Source organism: Gillisia sp. CAL575, assembly GCF_000403785.1.
GTDB lineage: Bacteria > Bacteroidota > Bacteroidia > Flavobacteriales > Flavobacteriaceae > Gillisia.
In genome coordinates, this window is the sequence record NZ_APHJ01000040.1 from 26,901 (window position 1) to 51,042 (window position 24,142).

General features: G+C 34.1%; 20 protein-coding genes and 1 pseudogene. 11 read left to right on the plus strand and 10 right to left on the minus strand.

Features of this window, described 5'->3' with window-relative positions; all coding sequences use genetic code 11:
- Window positions 1-508: 508 nt before the first annotated feature.
- From secDF to asnB, 5 genes are all read right to left on the minus strand, one after another.
- Window positions 509-3,493, minus strand: coding sequence for a protein translocase subunit SecDF (gene secDF, locus I130_RS13575; protein ID WP_034924318.1), 2,985 nt, complete (start codon window positions 3,491-3,493; stop codon window positions 509-511).
- 171 nt (window positions 3,494-3,664) lie between these two features.
- Window positions 3,665-4,591, minus strand: a complete 927-nt coding sequence (gene mdh / locus I130_RS13580; RefSeq protein WP_034924321.1) for a malate dehydrogenase — start codon at window positions 4,589-4,591, stop codon at window positions 3,665-3,667.
- 88 nt (window positions 4,592-4,679) lie between these two features.
- Window positions 4,680-5,651 (minus strand): DUF6588 family protein, encoded by a 972-nt coding sequence (locus I130_RS13585; RefSeq protein WP_034924324.1) that lies wholly within the window; start codon window positions 5,649-5,651, stop codon window positions 4,680-4,682.
- A gap of 120 nt (window positions 5,652-5,771) precedes the next feature.
- Window positions 5,772-7,712 carry a DNA topoisomerase (ATP-hydrolyzing) subunit B gene (gene gyrB, locus I130_RS13590; RefSeq protein WP_034924327.1) on the minus strand — a complete coding sequence of 647 codons (1,941 nt, stop codon included), beginning with the start codon at window positions 7,710-7,712 and terminating at the stop codon, window positions 5,772-5,774.
- A 142-nt stretch (window positions 7,713-7,854) separates the two neighbouring features.
- Entirely contained in the window at window positions 7,855-9,465 is a 1,611-nt protein-coding gene (asnB, locus tag I130_RS13595; RefSeq protein WP_034924330.1) for an asparagine synthase B, read from the minus strand.
- Between the two features lie 246 nt (window positions 9,466-9,711).
- Between asnB and I130_RS13600 the strand changes: the two genes are divergently transcribed.
- Window positions 9,712-10,275, plus strand: a complete 564-nt coding sequence (locus tag I130_RS13600; protein WP_034924333.1) for a DUF2911 domain-containing protein — start codon at window positions 9,712-9,714, stop codon at window positions 10,273-10,275.
- Window positions 10,276-10,410: 135 nt separating this feature from the next.
- On the opposite strand, the gene I130_RS13605 is transcribed toward I130_RS13600, so the two are convergent.
- Entirely contained in the window at window positions 10,411-11,043 is a 633-nt protein-coding gene (locus tag I130_RS13605; RefSeq protein WP_034924336.1) for a 7-carboxy-7-deazaguanine synthase QueE, read from the minus strand.
- A gap of 316 nt (window positions 11,044-11,359) precedes the next feature.
- Between I130_RS13605 and dacB the strand changes: the two genes are divergently transcribed.
- The 10 genes from dacB (at window position 11,360) to I130_RS13655 (ending at window position 19,445) form a co-directional block, all read left to right on the plus strand.
- The gene (gene dacB, locus I130_RS13610) at window positions 11,360-12,667 is read left to right on the plus strand and encodes a D-alanyl-D-alanine carboxypeptidase/D-alanyl-D-alanine-endopeptidase (protein WP_232224124.1); all 1,308 of its coding nucleotides are present in this window, start codon (window positions 11,360-11,362) and stop codon (window positions 12,665-12,667) included.
- A gap of 77 nt (window positions 12,668-12,744) precedes the next feature.
- A complete protein-coding gene (locus tag I130_RS13615) occupies window positions 12,745-13,806 on the plus strand; it encodes an LD-carboxypeptidase (protein ID WP_034924339.1) in 1,062 nt (353 codons plus the stop codon).
- A gap of 62 nt (window positions 13,807-13,868) precedes the next feature.
- On the plus strand, window positions 13,869-15,395 hold the full coding sequence (locus I130_RS13620) for a helicase HerA-like domain-containing protein (protein WP_034924341.1): 1,527 nt from the start codon (window positions 13,869-13,871) through the stop codon (window positions 15,393-15,395).
- A gap of 16 nt (window positions 15,396-15,411) precedes the next feature.
- Window positions 15,412-15,966, plus strand: a complete 555-nt coding sequence (locus tag I130_RS13625; protein ID WP_034924344.1) for a hypothetical protein — start codon at window positions 15,412-15,414, stop codon at window positions 15,964-15,966.
- A 147-nt stretch (window positions 15,967-16,113) separates the two neighbouring features.
- The gene (locus I130_RS13630; protein WP_034924347.1) at window positions 16,114-16,323 is read left to right on the plus strand and encodes a hypothetical protein; all 210 of its coding nucleotides are present in this window, start codon (window positions 16,114-16,116) and stop codon (window positions 16,321-16,323) included.
- An 88-nt stretch (window positions 16,324-16,411) separates the two neighbouring features.
- A complete protein-coding gene (gene rluF, locus I130_RS13635) occupies window positions 16,412-17,263 on the plus strand; it encodes a 23S rRNA pseudouridine(2604) synthase RluF (RefSeq protein ID WP_034924349.1) in 852 nt (283 codons plus the stop codon).
- A 62-nt stretch (window positions 17,264-17,325) separates the two neighbouring features.
- The gene (locus I130_RS13640; protein WP_034924353.1) at window positions 17,326-17,571 is read left to right on the plus strand and encodes a Rho termination factor N-terminal domain-containing protein; all 246 of its coding nucleotides are present in this window, start codon (window positions 17,326-17,328) and stop codon (window positions 17,569-17,571) included.
- 3 nt (window positions 17,572-17,574) lie between these two features.
- Window positions 17,575-18,000, plus strand: coding sequence for a VOC family protein (locus I130_RS13645; protein WP_034924357.1), 426 nt, complete (start codon window positions 17,575-17,577; stop codon window positions 17,998-18,000).
- A gap of 9 nt (window positions 18,001-18,009) precedes the next feature.
- The gene (locus tag I130_RS13650; RefSeq protein ID WP_034924361.1) at window positions 18,010-19,029 is read left to right on the plus strand and encodes an AI-2E family transporter; all 1,020 of its coding nucleotides are present in this window, start codon (window positions 18,010-18,012) and stop codon (window positions 19,027-19,029) included.
- An 8-nt stretch (window positions 19,030-19,037) separates the two neighbouring features.
- On the plus strand, window positions 19,038-19,445 hold the full coding sequence (locus I130_RS13655; RefSeq protein WP_034924364.1) for a YkvA family protein: 408 nt from the start codon (window positions 19,038-19,040) through the stop codon (window positions 19,443-19,445).
- 67 nt (window positions 19,446-19,512) lie between these two features.
- Here I130_RS13655 and I130_RS13660 read toward each other — a convergent pair whose 3' ends face one another.
- From I130_RS13660 to argS, 4 genes and pseudogenes are all read right to left on the minus strand, one after another.
- Complete coding sequence (locus I130_RS13660; RefSeq protein WP_034924367.1) at window positions 19,513-20,394, minus strand: bifunctional 5,10-methylenetetrahydrofolate dehydrogenase/5,10-methenyltetrahydrofolate cyclohydrolase; 882 nt, start codon at window positions 20,392-20,394, stop codon at window positions 19,513-19,515.
- A gap of 38 nt (window positions 20,395-20,432) precedes the next feature.
- Window positions 20,433-20,801 (minus strand): annotated as a pseudogene (locus I130_RS13665) (four helix bundle protein).
- Between the two features lie 50 nt (window positions 20,802-20,851).
- A complete protein-coding gene (gene ffh, locus I130_RS13670) occupies window positions 20,852-22,180 on the minus strand; it encodes a signal recognition particle protein (RefSeq protein ID WP_034924370.1) in 1,329 nt (442 codons plus the stop codon).
- A gap of 178 nt (window positions 22,181-22,358) precedes the next feature.
- Complete coding sequence (argS, locus tag I130_RS13675; protein WP_034924373.1) at window positions 22,359-24,140, minus strand: arginine--tRNA ligase; 1,782 nt, start codon at window positions 24,138-24,140, stop codon at window positions 22,359-22,361.
- Between the last annotated feature and the right edge of the window lie 2 nt (window positions 24,141-24,142).

Sequence of the window (24,142 nt, forward strand, 5' to 3'; positions counted from 1 at the left end):
ATTTATTAAATACTCTCTTTTGGTTCTCTATAACCAAATCCTGGATAAATTCTTTTAAAAAAACATATTTAAGATTACCACTAATTTAATTCGATTCCCTGTATCATTATATTAATTTAGACACAGAACCGAGACCAGGGTGACAATACTGGTTTTAACTTTCGTCATGCTGAATTTATTTCAGCATCTATATATTTATTTAATGAAATTCTTGAACATCGTGAAACCTTTGAAACAAGGTCACCAGCAATAAATGTCATTCTGAATGAAGCAAAGCGTAATGAAGAATCTCAAAGAATCTACATTTCATCATAGGAAAAATCCCTCCTCCCGACGGGATGACAATAAACTATCTTGATGCTTGCTCTTAAATTAAGTGACCTTACACCATTCCCAAAACCTTCAGGCCACAAGGGGACGACTTTATGTTAAGTGTTAGAAATTTCGTAAACAAAAAAAGCTGCTCATTTCTGAACAACTTTTTGTATTTAAAATATTTGCGAGTTAATTACGCAACTACTTCTTCTTTCTTTTTACTATCTCTAATCGCTTTTTTATTTGCGCTGTCAAACATAACAGGAGTTGCAATAAATAAAGATGAATAAGTACCAACTATAACACCTATAATCATTGCAAACATAAATCCTCTAAGGCTTTCTCCTCCAAAGACAAAGATCGACAACAACACTAAGATTGTGGTTAAAGATGTATTCAATGTTCTACTTAACGTACTATTTAAAGCACTGTTAATTATTTTACTCATTTTCCAAGAAGTATGTTCGTTCGCATATTCACGAATTCTATCAAACACTACCACTGTATCATTCAGGGAATAACCAATTACTGTAAGTATTGCAGCAATAAACGCTTGATTGATCTCCATACTAAATGGCATAATATTGTATGCTAAAGAGAAGATACCTAATACTATTAAGACATCATGGAATACTGCAACAACAGCTCCTAAACTGTATTGCCATTTTCTAAATCTTAATAAGATATAAAGGAATACTACCATTAATGATCCTAAAACTGCCCAGAAAGAATCATTTTTAATATCATCTGCGATTGTTGGACCAACCTTCATAGATGACATGATTCCAATTTCACGCTCGTTAGAACCTACTGTAAAATCATCGAAGGTCATATCATTTGGCAAATGTGGTTGTAAAGCCTCAAACATCATTCTTTGAACTTCTACATCTACAGCTTCACCTTCATCTTCCACTTTATATTTAGTGGTAATCTTTAACTGATTGTTTGCTCCATAGGTCTTTGCTTCAGCACTTTCAAAAGTAGCGATAAGATCTTTTTCTACTTCTGAAGCATTTACGTCATCTGCGAATCTCACAGTATAAGTTCTACCTCCAATAAAATCTACACCTTCGTTCAACCCATTCATAAAGAAAGATCCAATACTTACAAGAATAAAAATCCCTGAGATAGTATAAGCGATTTTTCGTTTACTTAAGAAGTCAAAATTCATATTTGCGAATAGATTCTTAGTAATTGAAGTACTAAATGCTAGTGACTTTCCATTTTTACCATATCCATCAATAAATAATCTTGTTATAAAAATTGCAGTAAATAAAGATGTTGCAATACCTATTAATAAAGTAGTAGCAAAACCTTTAATTGGTCCTGTTCCTAAAATCAATAAAATTAAACCAGTAAGACCTGTAGTAATGTTGGCATCTAAAATAGAAGAGAGTGCATTGTTAAATCCATCCTTAATAGCATCCTTTTGAGACTTTCCTTTTGCTAACTCCTCTTTTATACGTTCAAATATAAGAACATTCGCATCTACCGACATACCAATGGTTAATACAATACCTGCAATTCCAGGTAAAGTAAGCACCGCTCCAAGACCAGCTAAAATTCCGAAGATAAAGATGATGTTCACTACAAGAGCAACATCTGCAAAAAGACCCGCTTTTCCGTAATAGAAGATCATCCAAAGGAGAACAATAGCTAAAGCGATAAGGAAAGAATTAACACCACTATCTATAGCTTCTTGACCCAATGAAGGACCTACAATCTCACTCTGAATAATATCTGCAGAAGCAGGTAATTTACCAGCTCGAAGTACGTTTGCTAAATCTTGACCTTCAGTGATATCAAAATCTCCTGAAATCTCACTTCTACCTCCACTAATTGGACCTGTAGAAACTCCTGGCGCAGAATACACTACGTTATCTAAAACGATAGCTATATTGCTTTTTTCAGTATATGCTCTTCCGGTCATTTCTTCCCAGATCTTAGCACCTTTACCATCCATTTGCATAGATACTGCCACTCTACCTACTTGATCGTAAGTTTGTGTAGCATCTGTAATAACGTCTCCTGTTAATGCAGGTAGCATTTCACGATCTCCTTTTAAAGCATAAAGATCGGAAACATTGTCTTTGGATACTCCCCATACAAATTCTGTAAAACGCAGGTCTGCAGGTAAAAGAGATCTTACTTGAGATTTGTTTAAATACGCTCTAACCTGCGCAGTATCTTTTGAAGCAAAAGAAGCTAAAATTGGACTTCCTTGGAAACCTGGAGAAACCATTAGATCCAATAAAGGATTGTTAGCTGTTTGAACTTCAGAAGTATCCTCAGTGCTTGCAAGTAAAGCCTCAATTTCTTCATCTTCTTCTGAAGCTGAAAGAGTATCTTTTTTCTCTGAAGACTTATCGTCTTTCTTAACCATTTGTGCAAGTGTATTATTTGCATTGATCAAGAAATTCCCGAAATCTGTATTTTTATGTACATACCAAAATTCTAACTGGGCAGTACTTTGAAGTAATCTTTGAACACGAGTAATATCTTTTGCCCCAGGAAGCTCTACTAATATTCTACCATAATCTCCTAAACGTTGGATGTTTGGTTGTGTAACCCCAAACTTATCTATACGCTTACGCAATACCTCGAAAGCTGATGTTATAGATTCGTTAACCTTCTCTCTAATAATAGGCTTAACAACATCATTGGTCATTTCAAAATTAACCTGATCGCTAAGTGTCTTATTTGCAAATATATCTGGAGAAGCTAATTTAGCACCTTCATTTTTCTCGAATGCCTCGAAGAAAAGATCTAAATAAGTGTCCTGACTATCTTTTTGTGCAGCATCAGCTTCAGCTAAAGCCTTATTAAATGCAGGATCGCTACTATTGTTAGCTAATCCCTTTAAAATATCTTTTACAGAAATTTGAAGAATCACATTGATTCCTCCTTTAAGATCGAGCCCCTTATTAAGTTCTTTATCTTTTGCTGTGTTGTAGGTAATTCCAGCGATAATCTCATCATTACCGATAGAATCTAAATAACTACTTTCTTCAACATCTCGCAGTACAGAATATCCTTCTACGTTAGTTCCTATTTTTTGCTTAGCAAACGCCTCTGCATCACTCTCTACTCCGCTGGCAATAAATGTAAACGATAGCTGGTAAATACATACCAGACCAAATAAAACCGCAAAAATCTTGATCAGTCCTTTATTCTGCATTATTCTTTATTATTTAATATCAATTTTTAAAACGGACAAATATAGGATTTCATTATTCAAAAGCCAATTATTTTTTTTTGAAAAATTTAACTTTTCATCAATAAAAAAGACCACTTAAGAAGTGGCCTTTTTAAAAATTCAGTTTTCACTGAAATATAAGAGTGATAATGCTTAGAAAGTCAATAAATCATTGGTTTTCTTTACACCTTCAGCACTTTCTTTAATCTTAGCTTTTTCAGCATCTGTCAATTCTATTTCAACGATCTTTTCTAATCCGTCTTTCCCTAAAATTGCAGGAACGCCAATACATAAATCATTTAATCCATATTCTCCATCTAAAAACGCAGAACATGGAAACATTTTTTTCTGATCACAAGCAATCGCCTGCACCATTGCAGAAACTGCAGCTCCTGGTGCATACCACGCACTTGTTCCTAATAACTTAGTTAATGTAGCTCCACCTACTTTGGTATCTTCAGATACTTGATTCAATCTGTCTTCAGAAAGAAAAGCAGTTACAGGAATACTATTTCTTGTAGCCAACCTAGTTAAAGGTACCATTCCAGTATCACTATGTCCACCGATTACCATTCCATCAACATCAGATGGAGGACATTCTAAAGCTTCACTTAACCTAAACTTGAAACGCGCACTATCTAAAGCACCACCCATTCCAATAATTCTATTTTTAGGAAGACCCGTAGTTTTATGAACTAAATAAGTCATTGTATCCATTGGGTTACTCACCACAATAATTACAGTGTCTGGAGAATGCTTAATTAGGTTTCCTGAAACTTCTTTTACAATTCCAGCATTAATACCAATTAATTCTTCTCTAGTCATTCCTGGTTTTCTAGGAATACCACTTGTAATAACTACTACATCACTACCAGCGGTTTTAGTATAATCGTTAGTAGAACCTACAATCTTCGAATCAAATCCATTAAGGGTTGCAGTTTGCATTAGATCCATTGCCTTTCCTTCAGCAACACCCTCTTTAATATCTACTAAAACAATTTCTGAAGCAAAATTCTTTATGGCGATATACTCAGCACAACTTGCTCCAACAGCACCTGCTCCAACGATAGTAACTTTCATTTTATATATTTTAAATATTAATTATTGATTTTTTACGAAAATACAAATTATGTATCAGTTAAATAATAAGGAATGGTTAAATGTATTATTAGTTCAATCGATAATGAAGCCCAACATTCGCGTTAAATAATCCACTCGCAGAAAGAACAGTGCTGAATTTAAATTTATTAAAGTAATAGTTAAATCCAATATTACCTTTAAATTTCCCTTCACTATTTCCTAATGCACCTAGTTGATTATTTAAAGTAGGCAATGAAGCTCCAGTTCCACCAAAAGCATAATCAAATTTAGAATTAGTATAACCAAATCCTCCCATTACTTCAAAATTATCATAAAGTTTAGAACCGATTAGCTGCAAATTATACATATTCGCATCTACATCAATTCTAGTCAAATTTGCGATTTTTACGTCTATAGGAGTAAATTTATAATCTGCCTTAAAATTACTGTAATTAGCTACTAATGCAAATTGAAAATCCTCATCTCTAAGTCTCTTATAAAAGTACTGAGAAAAATTATGTTTTATTCCAACTCCATAAGTACTTATTCCAACATCATTAATAAAAACTTCAGGTAAATATCTTACTGCAATCTCTGTTTTAAAAGGTAATCCAACTGTAACTTGCGGAAAGGCATGCAGCACAACGCTTTTATCTAAACCATCTATAGCATCAAATTCAAAATCTTGTCCAAATATGGTTCCCTGATATATAGCCTCTGTTTCTCCTCCATATACTGTTGGTAAAAGCGCATTACTCCCTTCACCTATTGTTAAATTATTAAACTGGTTATTCCTAATTAACTTATCTTGTTTTGAGCTTGGAACAAACAAGGCATTTCCATGAACAGAAATTTCCACTTGCCACTTATCTAAAGTTGATGCTGATGAGAACCAACCGGCACTAGATTGTAAGGTAGCGCCTTCAGCTCCAGGCGCAGCGAAATTTTCTGCTATTAAAAGCATATCATCAATTAGAAGATTTACATCTTCTTGGGCTTTTGAAAATTGAGTCACTAGAAATAGTGATAAAAACAGGGTAGATTTTAGGAGGTTTCTCACAGTCTTAAGTTTTTATATTGGGGATAAAAATAATAATATACAAAATGTTAAAATTCAGATCATAAATTTTAACTTTATGGTAACAAAAATAAGCCCACTTAAAAAGCGGGCTTAAAATTTTTATATATCTACATTAGCATAGACGGCATTCTTTTCTATAAATTCTCTACGCGGCGGCACTTCATCTCCCATTAACATAGAGAAAATTCTATCTGCCTCACCACTATTATCTATATTAACTTGACGAAGAGTTCTAAACTCTGGATTCATTGTTGTGTCCCATAATTGCTCTGCATTCATCTCCCCCAAACCTTTATATCGCTGAATTTGAACACTGCCATTATAGCTTTCAGCAATTGCATCTCGTTCCTTATCATTCCAAGCATATTGCTTTTTCTGACCTTTTTTAACTAAATATAACGGTGGAGTTGCAATATAAATATGCCCATTTTCTATAAGCTCCTTCATATATCTGAAGAAGAAAGTGAGAATTAAAGTTTCAATGTGGCTACCATCTACATCGGCATCACACATTATTACTACTTTATGGTATCTTAATTTAGAAAGGTTCAAGGCTTTACTATCCTCTTCAGTACCAATTGTAACCCCTAAAGCGGTATATATGTTCTTGATCTCTTCATTATCAAATACACGATGTCTCATCGCTTTTTCAACATTCAAAATCTTACCTCTAAGTGGCAAAATAGCTTGAAAAGCTCTATCTCTACCTTGCTTTGCTGTACCACCTGCAGAATCTCCCTCTACAAGATACACTTCACATTTTGCAGGATCTTGCTCAGAACAATCAGATAATTTTCCAGGTAAACCACCTATACTCATTACCGTTTTACGTTGCACCATTTCACGTGCTTTCTTAGCAGCATGTCTGGCTTGAGCAGCGAGAATAACTTTCTCTACAATAATTTTAGCATCGCCTGGATTTTCTTCCAAATAATTTTCTAACATTTCTGAAACTGCTTGAGAAACTGCAGAAGTAACTTCTCTATTCCCAAGTTTAGTTTTAGTTTGACCCTCAAATTGAGGCTCTCCTACTTTTACAGAAATAATAGCAGTTAATCCTTCACGGAAATCATCTCCTGCGATCTCGAATTTCAATTTATCTAACATCCCAGAAGCATCTGCATACTTCTTAAGAGTCGTAGTTAAACCTCTTCTAAAACCCGACAAGTGTGTACCACCTTCATGCGTATTAATGTTGTTTACATAAGAATGCAAATTTTCATTAAATGAAGTATTGTAGATCATTGCAACCTCAACAGGAATATCATTTTTCTCTCCTTCCATAGAGATCACATGAGAAATGATAGGATCTCTATTTTGATCTAAAAATTTTATAAATTCCTTTAATCCTTCCTCAGAAAGAAAAACTTCAGAAACAAATGATCCGTCTTCGTTTAACTCACGTTCGTCTGTCAATACAATCTTAAGACCTTTATTTAAATAAGAAAGCTCACGCATTCTACTTGCAAGCGTATCGTAATTATATTCTACGGTTTGCTGAAATATTGTTGGATCTGGAGTAAATGTAACTACCGTTCCCCTAAGTTCTGTTTCGCCAATAGACTTAACAGGGTACATAGGTTTACCTTTTTGATATTCCTGACGCCAGATAACCCCCTCTCTATAAACAGTAGCGGTTAAATGGTCTGATAATGCATTCACACAACTCACCCCAACTCCGTGCAAACCACCAGAAACCTTATAAGAATCCTTATCAAATTTTCCTCCGGCTCCAATTTTAGTCATCACAACTTCTAAGGCAGAGACTCCTTCTTTTTTATGTAAATCTATAGGAATTCCACGCCCGTTATCTTCGGTAGTGATAGAACCTTCTTTTGTAATAGTTACTTTTATAGTATCGCAATGGCCAGCCATCGCTTCATCTATAGAGTTATCCACAACCTCATACACCAAATGATGCAACCCTCTTACTCCAGTATCACCAATATACATGGAAGGACGCATGCGCACATGTTCCATTCCTTCAAGCGCCTGAATACTATCTGCCGAATAACTGTTTTTCTTAACTTCTTCGCTCATATATGATTCTGTTAAAATTTGTCTTTTTTTGTAACAGACAAATATAACAAAACCCGTGCTGCTATTAGCTTGAAGCGCACCTCAATACCCTTAAGTTATTAACAATTTTTGTGAAAAACCTTGGTTTTAGCTGATAATGAACTTATACTTTTTCTGCTTCTATAAAACTGGTTTGTGCAACGTGAGTTGAACTTGCTCTACCGCTAGGGTCTAAATCCTTTTGCCATTTTGGAATCCATTTCTTCACAGATTTCGCCGCAGATTCCTGTGGAAAATAGCTATTAAAGATCTCTCTATAAAAATATGCTTCCTTCGTTGTTGGTGTGTTAACCGGATATTTTGATGCTGCCATTTCCAATTCTACATCGGTCACTTGAGATTTTGTGAACTCAATAAGGCTATCTATCCAACTGTACCCAACTCCATCACTAAACTGCTCTTTTTGTCTCCATAGCACTTCATCTGGAAGAAAAGCTTGCTCAGGAGTATCAAAAGCTTTTCTAAGAATATACTTTTCAACACCTGCGTGTGTAGTTGGCATTTTATGTATTGGAGCAATTTCCATTGCCGTTTGAAGAAAAGCTTTGTCTAAAAAGGGAACTCTTGCTTCTAATCCATGAGCCATAGTAGATTTATCTGCTCGCAAACAATCTGCGGTTGATAATCTTTTAACTCTACTGATTGTTTCTTTCTGAAATTCTTCAGCAGAAGGTGCGTTTTTAAAGTATAAATATCCGCCAAAAATTTCATCTGCGCCTTCCCCAGACAACACCACTTTAATTCCTTTTTCAGTAATCGCTTTAGACAGGAAATACATTGGCGTACTCGCTCTAATTGAAGTTACATCGTATGTTTCTAAATGCCAGATCAATTTTTTAATGATTCCAATTCCTTCTTCCACCGTAAAATGAATTTCATGATGATCTGTTCCAAGAAAATCTGCCACTTTTCTAGCAGCGATTAAATCTGGTGCATCTTCATTTAGACCAATAGAGAACGAATGTAATTTTTTTCCTTTTTCTTTAAGTATTCTTGCCGCTATAGATGAAGTTAAGGAAGAGTCTAATCCCCCACTTAACAGCACGCCTAAAGGAACATCAGACATTAAACGTTTCTTAGTGGCAGCTATCAAAGAATCTCTTAATCTTTTTAGATCTGCTTCTTCGTGACATTCTTCTAAAGAATACCAATCTGGTTTGTAATACTGAACAAAACCAGTTGTTGGTGTATAATAATATCCTGGAGGAAATGCTTGAAATTCCACACATTGATCGGCTAATACTTTCATTTCGCTAGCAAACCAAAGAGCGCCTTCTGCATCTTCCCCATAATAAAGAGGCTTTACTCCTATTGGATCTCTTGCAGCAATAAAGTCTTTACCATCTACCACGACAAAGGCAAAATCTCCGTCTAATTTGTTTAAGAAACCATATCCATATTTTTCATATAAATGCACGATCACTTCAGAATCTCCTGTACTACGGAATTCGTGATCTTTTAATTCGTTATCTTTCAGTGATTGGTAGTTATATATTTCTCCGTTATGGATCATCCAAGCAGAAGAAGTTCCTTGTATTGGTTGTTTTCCAGTATTTACATCCATTATGGCCAATCTTTCATGACATAAAATCGCCCCAGCTTCAGTTATATGTACATCACTTTCATCTGGCCCACGATGACTCATTCTTTTAGAAAGTTTAGATACCAATTCTTGATCTTCCTTCTTTCCTATTACAGCTAAAATACCACACATAATTTTAAGTTTTAATTCTAAACAAATTTGGGCTATTCATTCACTAATAAAAACCATTATATAATAATTGATTACAATTAATAACTATATAGACTGAATTAGCATCTAATTGAAAATAAAATATAATAAATTTATATTATATACTATCGAATTTAAACTTTGAGGATTTAAAAATATAAGACTTCATTAACAACCCCTCTTTATTGAAACATTACCTTTATATGATATTAAAAAATTCAAAATATTATGAAAAGAATATTCTTATTAGCAGCAATAGCAATTTTTACATTTCAAAGCAATCCAGTGCAAGCTCAAGAAAAAACAACTGAAGCTCCTAGTTTCGACAAAATGGACGTAAGCCCGATGGACTTAGTAGTTTACAAAAATGAAGCTGAAGAAGTTGTGGCAAGAGTTATTTATAGTAGACCTTTAAAAAGAGATAGAGAAATCTTTGGCAAATTAGTGCCCTTTAATGAAGTTTGGAGAACTGGCGCAAATGAAGCTACAGAACTAACTTTATATAAGGACATGAAAATAGCCGATGTAATTGTAGAAGCTGGAACTTACTCTCTATATTCAATTCCTGGTGAAAAGGAATGGACTGTTATTTTAAATAATAGAACTAATACTTGGGGAGCTTATGAATATAGCGATCAAGAAGATAGAGTAAGAATTAAAGTGCCTGTACGCACTTCACCTACTACAATTGAATCTTTCTCTATGGCATTTGTAACGAAAACAGATGGAGCAGATCTTCTTATGGGTTGGGACAACAAATATGTAGAAGTTCCTTTTAAAGCAGTTCAATAATCTTTAAGATTCTTTCAAAAATCAAAATGGTTTTAATTCTCACGAATTAAAACCATTTTTTTTATTTAAAAAAATTCAATAAGCTGAGCCGAATAATATTGGCAGTCCAATAAAAATACAATCTTGAATGGGGAATTATGGTATATTTAAATATTTATGAGTTTGTAATGACACTTTCCACTTAGGATTTTTCATTACATAATCCACAATTATAGGAATAACCGTATCACGCTTACTCCACTCTGGCTGAAGATATAAAATACAGTCTTTATTTACCTTTGCCGCTTGCTCTTCAGCAAACTTTAAGTCATGAAGATTATAGACGATCACTTTTAATTCGTTAGCCACTTCATATATTTCCTCTGTAGGTAACTTTATTTTTTTGGGAGATAAACATATCCAATCCCATTGCCCGGTCAATTTATAAGCTCCAGAAGTTTCTATATGAATCTTACAACCTTGTGCTTTTAAAGTCTCAGTAAGGATGGTCATATCCCAAGTTAGAGGTTCTCCCCCTGTAATCACAATTGTATCACTATGAGAAACCGCATTTTCTACAATCTTCCCAACATGAGTTGGAGGATGTAAAGATGCATCCCAACTTTCCTTAACGTCACACCAATGACAGCCAACATCACAACCACCTATTCTGATAAAATATGCAGCAGTTCCTTTATAAAACCCTTCCCCCTGTATAGTATAAAATTCCTCCATTAACGGAAGCATTATACCTTTATCTACCAACACTTTTGTATCTTCTGTAATCATAGCCGGCAAAGATAACTATTCTTTAAGACCTAACATAGCTTAGTTTTAAAGTTCTAGAGCAACTCCTTAATTGGAGATTTTATATTTAATTTTCGGTTCGGCATTAAATGACATAAAATAAGTAGTTTAGATTTTTCAAGATGCTATTACAATGAAATGTTCTAATTTAAACACTTAGTTAAGAGTTTAAGTCCAGTAGGCTCATCTTTTATTCAATTTACTAATTAAGCCACATGCCTCTTAATTTTGTTAAGTTTAACTAATATAATTTAACAGTTTTTCAGAATTAGCATTTAATAACATCTAAAATACATTTGTGAGATCAAAAATTCTACATTCCATTTCTATACTTATTATAGGTACCCTACTATTCTCTTGCTCTAGTTCTCGTAAACTAAATAAATACTTATCAAGTCAACTCACTTCAGAGATTTTCAATCAAAGCTTTTCAGGCTTTGCACTTATGGATCCGGAGAGTAACAAAATCATTAATGAATATAATTCACATAAATATTTTACTCCAGCATCCAATGTAAAACTACTAACGTTTTATGCTAGCCTGAAGATTTTAGGAGATTCATTACCTGCACTTAACTATGTTATTCAAAATGATTCTCTAATATTTCAAGGAACTGGAGATCCTTCATTCTTATACGCAGATGCACCAGAATCTAAAGTTTATGATTTTTTAAAAAACTATGAAGGAAATTTATATTATCAACATCCTGCGTATACAGAAGAATCTTTCGGTCCAGGTTGGTCTTGGGATGATTATAATTATTATTACTCGGTAGAACGATCTGCCTTTCCAATCTATGGAAATTATGTAGTATTCAAGTCAAGTCCAGGACAAAACCAACCTACCACGAGTATCGAGAAATTTAGAAAAGACCTTGTCTTAAGTGAAAGCAACTCTGAGATAAAGAGAGATTTGAATAGTAATATATTCAGATATAATAAATCGGACTCCAACAAGGAATCTACGCAAATAGTTCCTTTTAAATATTCTGATGAACTATTTACTGAATTACTTTCCGATACGCTTAATAGACCTGTGACACTTATTAATAAGGGGTGGACACCAACTAACTCTTCCAAAATATTATATAGTCTGCCAACAGATAGTCTCTATAAAACAATGCTTAGAAATAGCGATAATTTTATTGCAGAGCAACTTCTTATGATGGTCGGAAATAATTTATCTGACAGTGTAAACACTAAGAATGCTATTACCTATATTAAAAAAACTTATCTAAAAGATCTTCCAGATGAACCTATTTGGGTTGATGGCTCTGGCCTTTCACGTTATAATTTAATTACTCCTAGGAGTATGGTATTTCTACTGAAGAAAATTTCAGAAGAAATACCTCAAGAAAAACTTTTTGAATTTCTCCCTACAGGAGGAAAGACTGGAACATTGAAGAATTGGTACATAGCTGAGGAGCCTTATATTTTTGCTAAAACCGGAACCCTAAGTAATAATCATAATTTAAGTGGTTATATTAAAACAAAGAGTGGAAGGATATTACTTTTTAGTTTTATGAATAACAATTATATAGTTAGCTCGTCTATTATAAAGAATGAAATGCAACGAATATTGCGAAGAATCTATCTTAATTATTAACATTAGCAGCCTGAATAGACAAATAAGATTAATTCCTTTAAATTAGTCCTAATTAAACTGAACAATCCCACAAATTAATGGAAAGAAGGAATTTTATAAGAAATATTGGAAGAGGTAGTCTAGCTGTAGGATTATCATCATTTGTTGCCCCGGTGGCATTTTCTTCGGAATTAAACACAACAGTATCAAAAGAATTAATTCCAGATCATCTTTCCGAGGGAGATACTATTGGGATTATTAGTCCGGCTTCAAATAAATTTGAATCGGAACCTTATGAAATTGCAGTTGAAACTTTTGAAGCGATGGGTTTAAAAGTAAAACTCGGAAAGCACGTCAATGCTCATTATGGACATTTAGCCGGCACCGATGAGGAAAGGGCGGAAGATTTAAACAATATGTTTAAAGATCCAGAAGTAGATGCTATTATCGCCTTGCGAGGAGGATCTGGAGCTGCGAGGATCTTAGATAAAATAGATTACGAAAGCATATCTAAAAACCCAAAAATATTTATTGGCTATAGTGATATTACTGCACTCCATATGGCTATCTATGCTAAAACAGGATTGGTGACTTTTCACGGACCAATGGGAATTTCAACATGGAATAGCTTCAGCTATAATATATTTAAATCAATTCTCTTTGACAAAAATGCTTATACTTTTGAAAACACCAAAGAATTGGGAGATAACCTAATTCAGACAAAAAATCGCATTCGAACTATTACTTCTGGTAAGGCGGAAGGAATATTGCTTGGAGGAAACCTTTCTGTCCTAACCGGAATTATGGGATCTGACTACTTACCAAACTGGGAAAATAAAATCCTTTATCTGGAGGAAGTTGGAGAAAAGATATATGCCATAGATAGAATGATGTCTCAACTTAAGCTGGCTGGGGTTCTAGGTAAAATCTCAGGTTTTGTATTTGGAAAATGCACCGATTGTGATCCTGGAGGAAGTGGTTATGGTTCGTTAACTTTAGAAGAAGTAATAGACCATTATATTAGACCCTTGAAAATTCCCGCCTATTCTGGAGCAATGTTTGGTCATGTAGATGACAATTCTACCATCCCTAATGGTATAAATGCAGCAATAGATGCAGATAAAGGAACAATTACCATGTTATCTCCTGCAGTCTCATAGATTCTCAATTTTCCTGATTTTATGGGACAGGAGGCTGTTTAATTTCAAAATAACTTAGAATAATGAAAGATCCTAACAAGTTTATAGAACACATTCAGCAAGGATATGCTCCAAAAGGAGAATTCATATATATGGGTGCTGCTATGTTAGACGGAAAAACCGTAGCTGAAGCACAAGTTAAGATCCCATTAAAAACCATGAATCGGCACGGACTTATTGCCGGAGCGACAGGAACTGGAAAAACAAAAACATTACAGATATTAGCAGAGAATCTTTCAGAAAAAGGTGTTCCAGTCCTAATGATGGATATTAAAGGAGATCTCAGCGGAATTGCAAAACAATCTCCAGGACATCCAAAAATTGATGCTCGCCATCAACTTTTAAATTTTGAATTTAAACCACAAGCGTCTCCTGTGGAAATTTTAAGTCTTTCTGAACAGCCAGGAGTTAGGTTAAAAGCAACCGTTAGTGAATTTGGACCTATTCTCTTATCTCGAATTTTAGACCTTTCTGACACTCAGACTGGGATTTTAGCAGTTGTTTTTAAATATTGTGATGACAATCAATTACCTCTATTGGATCTAAAAGATCTAAAGAAAATCATTCATTATGCAACAGACGATGGGAAAGAGGAATTTGAAAAGGATTATGGCAGAATGTCTAAATCTTCTACTGGATCTATCTTAAGAAAGATAGTTGCTCTAGAGCAACAAGATGCCGATCTCTTCTTTGGAGAACCTTCTTTTGAAGTGGAAGATCTTATGAGAACAAATATTGACGGACGCGGAATAATAAATATCATAAGACTGGACGATATTCAAGATAAACCCAAATTGTTCTCTACGTTTATGTTGAGCTTACTTGCTGAAATATATTCCACATTACCAGAAAAAGGAGACAGTGATAGACCAGAATTAGTGCTATTTATTGATGAAGCACATTTAATTTTTAAGGAAGCTTCTGATGCATTATTGGATCAAATTGAGAGTATAATTAAACTGATACGATCTAAAGGAGTTGGTATTTATTTTGTAACCCAAAATCCAACAGATGTGCCAAAAGAAATATTGAGTCAGTTAGGTTTAAAAATTCAGCATTCATTAAGGGCATTTACCGCAAACGATAGAAAAGCAATCAAATTAACTGCTGAAAACTACCCTATTTCTGAGTATTATGATACCAAAGAAGTTTTAACCTCGTTAGGTATTGGGGAAGCATTTATTTCTGCCTTAGACGAAAAAGGAAGACCATCTCCACTAGCTGCTACCATGATGAGAGCTCCAATGAGTAGGATGGACATTTTAACTTCAGAAGAATTAAAAGATTTGATAGGTTCTTCTAAGTTAATTTCTAAATATAATAAAGCGATTGACCGCGAGAGTGCTTATGAATTATTGAATAAAAAGATTGCGCAGGCAGATCAAGAAGAATCAAAACAAAAGGCGAAAGTAGAAAGAGAGAAAATTTCTAGAACAAGTTCAAGAACATCAAGAAGTTCCACTAAAACTCAAAGCGCAGTCATCAAAGTTTTAACCAGCGCTACTTTTATTAGAGGAGTAATGAGTATCTTGAACAAAGCATTTAAATAGAAGTCAAGAATAAAATATGAGAAGATTAAGTTTAAGTTTGTTAGCATGCATCACAATTAGTTTAATATCATGTGGTCACGATTCCGACCCATTTTTAATAGATACTACCAGAGTAGGTTCTTTAACCAAGGAAATCAGGATAAATCAATTAGACTCTGTTTTTAGGGAAGATTCTATAGTTAGAAAAAATTCTGGAAGTGAATTTTTTAATTCAACGAGCGAAATAGAAATTTTTGATAAAGATGGAAAAGCGCTATTAATTCTAGAGCCAATTCAGCAATTTGATTCTACAAGTACTGTAGGTTATATCCAGATCATGGATTCCAGATTTCAAACTGCAAAAGGACTCAACAATTCAAGCACCTTTGGAGAGGTAGTTAAAAACTATCAGATCTCAAGAATAGAAAACACCTTAAATTCTGCTGTTGTTTTTATAGATGAATTAAATTTATACTTAACAATAGATAAAAAGGACCTGCCTTCCAGTCTGCGCTACGATACAGATTCCAGAATATCTGCATCGCAAATACCAGATGATGCTAAAATCAAGTATCTAATGGTGAGTTGGTAACTCTTCAATTCCAAGAAATTAATAAAATAAAGCGTGTTTTAAAAGAATTATTGTGATTATTTAATGCTGAAATCTTTAGAATATGTTAATAATGTATGCATTTTCAATTCTTTAATTACCTTTACCTCCTAACCAATATTTAATATTATGATTAAGATTATAGCCGTAATTATGTTAATTGGAGGCGCCATTTCTCTTGTAATGGGAGTTTTGGGAGTATTTGGAAGTGTTGCCTTAATGATGAGTCCATGGGCTCTGGCAATTTTAGGATTTGTGTTTTTTATCGCAGGTATCTCAATGCTTAAATATCGTAAGGATACAGATGAAGTTGCTGTAGAAAACAAGAAAGCAGAATAAATAAATTAGGGTAGCACAGATAATACTGAATTGAGCAACTTAATAATTGTTGAATCTTTATCTTTGCTACCCTAATCCTTTTTATACTATGCAACTTACCCGAATCAATAAATATTTAAGTGAAGCCGGGTTTTGTTCCCGCAGAGAAGCAGACAAATTAATTGATCAAGGAAGAGTCACCATTAATGGTGAAGTGCCAGAGATGGGCACAAAGGTGGCTCCAGGAGACATTGTACGTGTAAATGGGAAAACCATTATCAATCAGGATGAAAAACCGATTTATATTGCCTTTAATAAACCTGTAGGTATTGTTTGCACTACCGACTCTGGTGTAGAGAAAGACAATATTATTGACTTCATAAATTATCCAAAACGTATTTTTCCAATTGGAAGATTAGATAAAGCCAGTGAAGGACTTATCTTTTTGACTAATGACGGAGATATTGTGAATAAAATTCTAAGAGCTAGCAATAATCACGAAAAGGAATATGTAGTTACGGTTAACAAACCTATCTCATCTACATTTATAGACAGAATGGGTATGGGAATTTCCATTTTAGACACAGTCACTAAAAAATGTGAAGTAGAACGTTTAGGCAATTATGATTTTAGAATTGTACTTACACAAGGTTTAAACCGGCAGATTAGGAGAATGTGTGAAGCATTAGATTATGAGGTTACCAGCCTTAAACGCGTCAGGATTATGAATGTCTTACTGGATATTCCTGTAGGAGAATGGAGAGATATTACTGAAGATGAATTAAATATCATTAATGAAATGGTAACTAATTCCATAAAGACATATAAGGCGCCAGAACCACACAAAAGAGATCCAAAATACGACGAAGAGAAGGCTGAGAAGTTTAATGCGAAAAACGCGACATCTAAGGAATCTCCCACATTTTCAGGAAAATCAAAATCTCGCAGGAGTAAATCTTAACACATAATTAGCTGAGTTGAGACTGTTTGTTTAAACAGAACTTTCTATTTTTAGGATAAAAAATGGGAACTTCAAACAGTCGAATCAAGAATGAGGCTCAATATGAAGCTTTAAGAGATAAAGGTTATAGTGAGGAGAAATCTGCTAGAATTGCAAATACCCCAAACTCTGGAGAAAAAGGCGGCAAAGCGAAAGACTACGAAAACAGAACTAAATCTGAATTGTACAGTCAAGCCAAAAAAGTTGGTATTCCCAGGAGATCAAAGATGTCCAAATCTGAATTAATTAACACATTACGAAATAATTAAATTATGGGAAAAATTCAACCTTTTCATTTAGCAATTCCTGTTACAACTTTAGAAGAAAACAGAATTTTTTATAGAGAAATCTTAGGATGTGAGGAAGGTAGAAGTAGTGATCATTGGGTAGACTTCAACTTTTTTGGACACCAATTAGTGTTGCATGTGCAAGAACCTCAACCCAAACCGATAGGGAAAGGCAATCCTGTAGATGGAAAGGACGTTCCAATTCCACATTTTGGGGTTGTATTAGAATGGGAAGACTTTCAAAATTTTGCTGAAAAGTTGAAAAGTAATAACATTAAATTTGTTATCGAACCCTACATTCGATTTGAAGGAAAAACGGGAGAACAGGCAACCATGTTTTTTAAGGATCCCTCAGGAAACGCATTGGAGTTTAAAGCCTTTAAAAATATTGATCAGCTATTTGCGAAATAAAAATTATTTATGAAAAAATTAAGTCCTTCTCTAGTACGACAAGTTTTCGTACTTCTACTTATTGCTTTTTTGGGAATCTTAATTTTTAAAGAAATAATTCCTTATTTATCTGGAATACTTGGTGCAGTTACCCTTTATGTGCTTATGCGTAAGTGGATGAATAAATTGGTGGCTCGAGGCTGGAAGAAGGCTTATGCTGCAGCTTTATTAATGATAGGATCGTTCATTGGAATTCTAATACCTATTGCCCTTATAGTTATAATGCTAACTTCTAAAATAGGAAAAGCAGTTGCAAATTCAGAAAAGGTGGTAATTGCCCTAAAGGATCAAATTAGTAGAACCGAAAACTATATTGGCTACAGCATTAGCAATAATATTGATAGTGAATCTATAACCAGCTGGGTTTCTACAAATCTTCAAAGTTTTGCTGGAGGAACGTTCAATGCCTTTATAGCAATCGGGATTATGTATTTTATGCTTTACTATATGTTAATTAGTAGAGAAAAAATGAAGGATATTCTGGAGTCATATATTCCTTTAGCTTCAGAAAACATTCAACTAATAGGAAAGGAGAGCGATCTTTCTGTAAGATCCAATGCCCTAGGAATTCCTTTGGTTGCACTTATCCAAGGAGTTATAGCATTAGTAGGGTATTTAATATTTGGTGTTCCAGATCCTTTTTTCTGGTTTGTTATAACAGCGGTAGGTTCCATGATTCCGTTTATAGGAACTGCAATTGGAATTATTCCAGTTACCATCTTACTGTTCTCACAAGGAATGGAATGGCAGGCAATTGCTATTTTGATTTATGGAGTGGTAGTAGTTGGCTCCACAGATAATTTAGTAAGATTATATATTTTAGAAAAATTATCAAGTGTGCATCCATTGATCACTTTATTTGGAGTTGTGGTAGGTGTTCCATTATTTGGATTTATCGGCTTAATTTTTGGTCCCTTACTAATCTCTTTATTTTTACTCATTTTAAAAATTTACAAAACCGAATACAGTAATATTAACGATAACTTATAAAACGAATTATGAAAAATATATTTAGTAAGAAAATAGAAGACATCGAAGAGGAATACATGAAAGATGAGATCGTGAAGATCAAAGAAGATGATGTAGAAGTGGTAATGGATAAAGAGGAAGACATTTCCAAAAAAATTGCCAGTACCAATATGTTAGAAAAATATACAGAATTGGGTAAAGTAATGTTTGGGATGCTTAAAGATTATAGAAAAGGAATCTATACAAATGTGCCATGGTTTACAATTGCCTCAATAGCATTCGGATTTTTATATGTATTAAATCCTTTGGATATTATACCAGATTTCATTCCCGGACTTGGATATATTGATGATTTAGCTGTTCTTTCGTTTGGTTTACGATTTATTGAGACAGATCTTCATAATTATCTTGATTGGAAACTAGAATCTGAAGCTTAAGAAAGCATTTAAAAAAAAAGAGCAATCCAAGGATTGCTCTTTTTTTTTAATCTGTATATAATATGCTCTACTGCACTCTATGGTTATCTCTAGCTAATAAAGTGTTCTTAAGCAACATCGCAATTGTCATTGGACCAACTCCACCCGGAACAGGAGTTATAAAAGATGCTTTTTTACTTACATTTTCAAAATCTACATCCCCTGTAATTCTATATCCTCTTGGAGCGTCTTCGTCTAATACTCTAGTGATTCCTACATCTATAATAACAACATCATCTTTTACCATTTCAGCTTTCAAAAATCCTGGATTACCTAAGGCGGTAATAATAATATCTGCTTGTGAAGTGATCTGGGTGATATTCTTTGTATAACTATGTGTCACAGTAACGGTGGAGTTCCCTGGGAATCCCTTTCTTCCCATCAAAATACTCATAGGTCTACCTACAATATGACTACGACCAATTACAACAGTATGTTTTCCTTTTGTTTCAACTTTATATCGTTCCAACAACTCTAAAATTCCATAAGGAGTAGCAGGAATAAAACTACTCATATCCAATGCCATCTTCCCAAAATTTGTAGGATGGAACCCATCTACATCTTTATCTGGATTTACAGTAAGTAATACTTTTTGAGTATCAATTTGTTCTGGAAGTGGTAATTGAACAATGAAACCGTCAATATCTGGATTCTCATTTAATTCCTTAATCTTTTTTAGAAGTTCTGTTTCACTAATCGTACTGGATAACTTTACTAAAGTAGATTCAAAACCAACACGTTCGCAAGCTTTTACTTTACTATTTACATAGGTTAAACTTGCACCATCATTCCCAACAATAATTGCCGCTAGATGTGGCACTTTCTCTCCTCGATCCTTCATTTGCTGAACTTCTACAGCAATTTCATCCTTAATTTCGTTACTAACTTTTTTTCCGTCGAGAATTGTCATATTTTTAGTATTCAGCTAGCAGTTGCAGTTGGCAGTTATTATGCCTTAACTCCAAATTTACTAGGATTATTAATCATAAAATTGAGAAGCTTTCCTACTTCTTCACTTTTTGCATTGAAATCTTTACATTCTAAATTTGTAATATATCCACACTCATTAGCAAATTGCAACCAACAATGTGTTTCTGAATTTTCAGAATCACTATCACTTAATTTACTTCTGAAGTGATTAGGGTAACTTCTTTTCCTGTATGCTTCAGCTATATTAGAACAAACCGATCGGGAACTTCTTCTTATATGGTCGGTCAAACTATAAGTCTCCTCTTTTGGGAATTTTTTCTAAATTACAAAAATTCTCATGGCAAGCTCAAAGGCAATTTCGTAAGACTTCAAAGATTTAAAATCCATTTTTTAAAATTTCTAAAAACTGTGACTGCTAACTGAGACTGCCTACTGTATTATTTCATTCCTTTCATCATTTGCATCATTTTCTGGCCGCCGCCTCCTTGCATCATCTTCATCATTTTACCCATTTGGTTGAATTGCTTCAACAATTGGTTTACCTGTTGAACAGATGTTCCAGATCCACCAGCAATCCTTTTCTTTCTAACCGAATTGATAAGAGTTGGTGTACTTCTTTCCGCAGGAGTCATAGAATAAATAATAGCTTCAACATGTTTAAACGCATCATCATCAATATCTATATCCTTCAACATTTTCCCTGCTCCTGGGATCATTCCCAATAAGTCCTTCATAGAACCCATTTTCTTGATCTGGTGCAATTGTTTTAAGAAATCATCGAATCCAAATTGATCTTTAGCGATCTTTTTCTGAAGTTTTCTCGCCTCTTCTTCATCATATTGCTCCTGAGCTCTTTCAACCAGAGAAACAACATCTCCCATTCCTAAAATTCTATCTGCCATACGAGAAGGATAGAATACATCTATAGCATCCATTTTCTCTCCGGTACCAATAAACTTAATAGGCTTATTTACAACAGATTTAATTGAAATTGCCGCACCCCCACGAGTATCACCATCTAATTTTGTTAGGATTACTCCATCAAAATTCAATCTATCATTAAAGGCTTTTGCAGTATTCACGGCATCCTGACCTGTCATGGAATCTACCACAAATAAGGTTTCTTCGGGTTTAACAGCAGTATGAATATTTTCAATTTCTGTCATCATCGCTTCATCTACAGCAAGACGACCAGCAGTATCTATAATAACAACATTAAAGCCGTTTTGCTTAGCATGTGCAATTGCAGCTTTAGAAATAGCCACAGGATCTTGATTCCCCACATCGCTAAAAACCTCAACTCCTATTTGCTCCCCAACAATCTGCAATTGATTGATCGCCGCAGGACGGTATATATCACAAGCCACTAAAAGTGGATTTTTGTTCTTTTTTGTTTTTAAGAAATTTGCCAATTTTCCAGAAAAAGTAGTTTTACCACTTCCCTGCAAACCAGACATTAGAATTACAGAAGGATTTCCAGAAAGATCGATCTCTTCTACTTCACCTCCCATTAACTGGGTAAGTTCATCCTTAACTAATTTCACCATAAGTTGCCCCGGCTTCAATGCAGTTAATACATCTTGACCTAAAGCTTTTTCTTTTACAGTGCTTGTAAATTCTTTCGCTATTTTGTAGTTAACATCAGCTTCCACCAGGGCTCTACGTACTTCCTTTAAAGTCTCGGCAACATTTACTTCAGTAATCTGACCATGTCCTTTTAGGATGTGGAGGGCATTATCTAACTTATCGCTTAAATTATCAAACATAATTCTTTCTGTAATTTATTATTCTTACGCTTATCAGCGGATTGCAAATTTAATGATTTGATGCTGAAGTGAAAAGTTTTATTTCGAAACAATAATTTACCATATTAAACTACTATTTATCTACAAAATATCAACTTTCAAAATCTCTAATTGTTTATTGATTACTGCTTAATGATTCCTACATTCTTTCCGGAACTTGTATACCCAATAAACCAAATGCCGATTTAATGATATCACCAACAGATTTGGATAACTGTACTCTAAAATTCTTTTCTATTTCATCTGAAGTTCCAAGAATAGTCACATTCTGATAAAACGAGTTAAACTCCTTAACGAGATCATAGGTATAATTTGCAATTAAAGCAGGACTATGATTCTCTGCAGCTAACTGAATAGTATCTGGGTATGCTTGTAATTGCTTAATTAACTCCTTTTCCTTTTCATGTAATTCATAACTTTTTGGAAGTTCCAACTTGCTATTATCAAGATTTGCCTTTCTCAAGATTGACTGGATTCTTGCATAAGTATATTGAATAAAAGGCCCTGTATTTCCTTGAAAATCTACAGATTCTTCAGGGTTAAAAAGAATTCGCTTTCTTGGATCCACCTTCAGAATATAATATTTTAAAGCTCCTAACCCGATCATCTTATAAAGCTCTTCTTTTTCTTCTGAAGAATATTCTCCAAGCTTTCCTAGTTCTTCTGAAATAGATTTAGCGGTTTGGGCCATTTGTGCTATAAGATCATCTGCGTCTACCACCGTTCCTTCTCTACTTTTCATTTTTCCTGAAGGGAGATCTACCATTCCATAACTTAAATGATATAAGTTATTAGCCCATTCGTATCCTAATTTACTTAAAATCAGGAACAGGACTTTAAAATGATAATCCTGTTCATTCCCAACAGTATAAACCATCCCATCTATATCGAAATCCTTTACTCGTTGTATTGCAGTCCCAATATCTTGAGTCATATACACAGCTGTTCCATCACTTCTCAAAACTATCTTTTCATCCAGCCCATCTGCAGTCAGATCTATCCAAACGCTTCCATCATCTTTTTTAAAGAAAACTTCTTTTTCAAGACCTTCAGCAACAACGTCTTTACCTAATAAATAAGTATTACTTTCATAATAATTCTTATCAAAATCTACTCCTAAAGTTTCATAAGTCTTTTCAAAACCATCATACACCCATTGGTTCATTTTCTCCCAAAGTGCTTTCACTGCATCGTCTCCAGCTTCCCATTTTATAAGCATTTCTTGAGCTGCAACCAAAACCGGAGCTTGCGCTTTTGCTTCATCTTCTGTCTTTCCTTCAGAAATAAGTATTGCTATTTCCTTTTTATATTCTTGGTCGAATTTTACGTAGTAGTTCCCCACCAGTTTATCACCTTTTAAACCTGTAGATTCTGGTGTTTCTCCATTTCCCCATCGCTCCCAGGCTAACATGGATTTACAAATATGTATTCCACGATCGTTTATTATCTGTGTTTTATAAACCTGCTTACCGCTTGCCTTTAAGATTTCAGCAACAGAGAATCCTAATAAATTATTTCTAACATGGCCTAAATGCAGTGGCTTGTTTGTGTTTGGAGAAGAATACTCGACCATAATAGTGTCAGATTCTTCATTAACCTCAACTTTTCCGAATTCATAATTATTAGCAATATCCTCAAAAGAGTTCAAATAAAATTTATTACTCAGCACAAGATTCAGAAAGCCTTGAACTACATTAAAGCTCACAATTTCATCAACATTTTTAACTAAATATTCGCCTATTGCATTTCCAAGCTGAACGGGATTTGTCTTAATTTGGCGGAGCATAGGGAAAGTAACTACTGTAACATCTCCTTCAAAATCTTTACGTGTAGGCTGAAATTCTACTTGCGCCAACTCTACTTGATGAAGATGTGAAATTGCTTCCTTAACTTTTTGCTCAATTTTATTTTGAATATTCATTC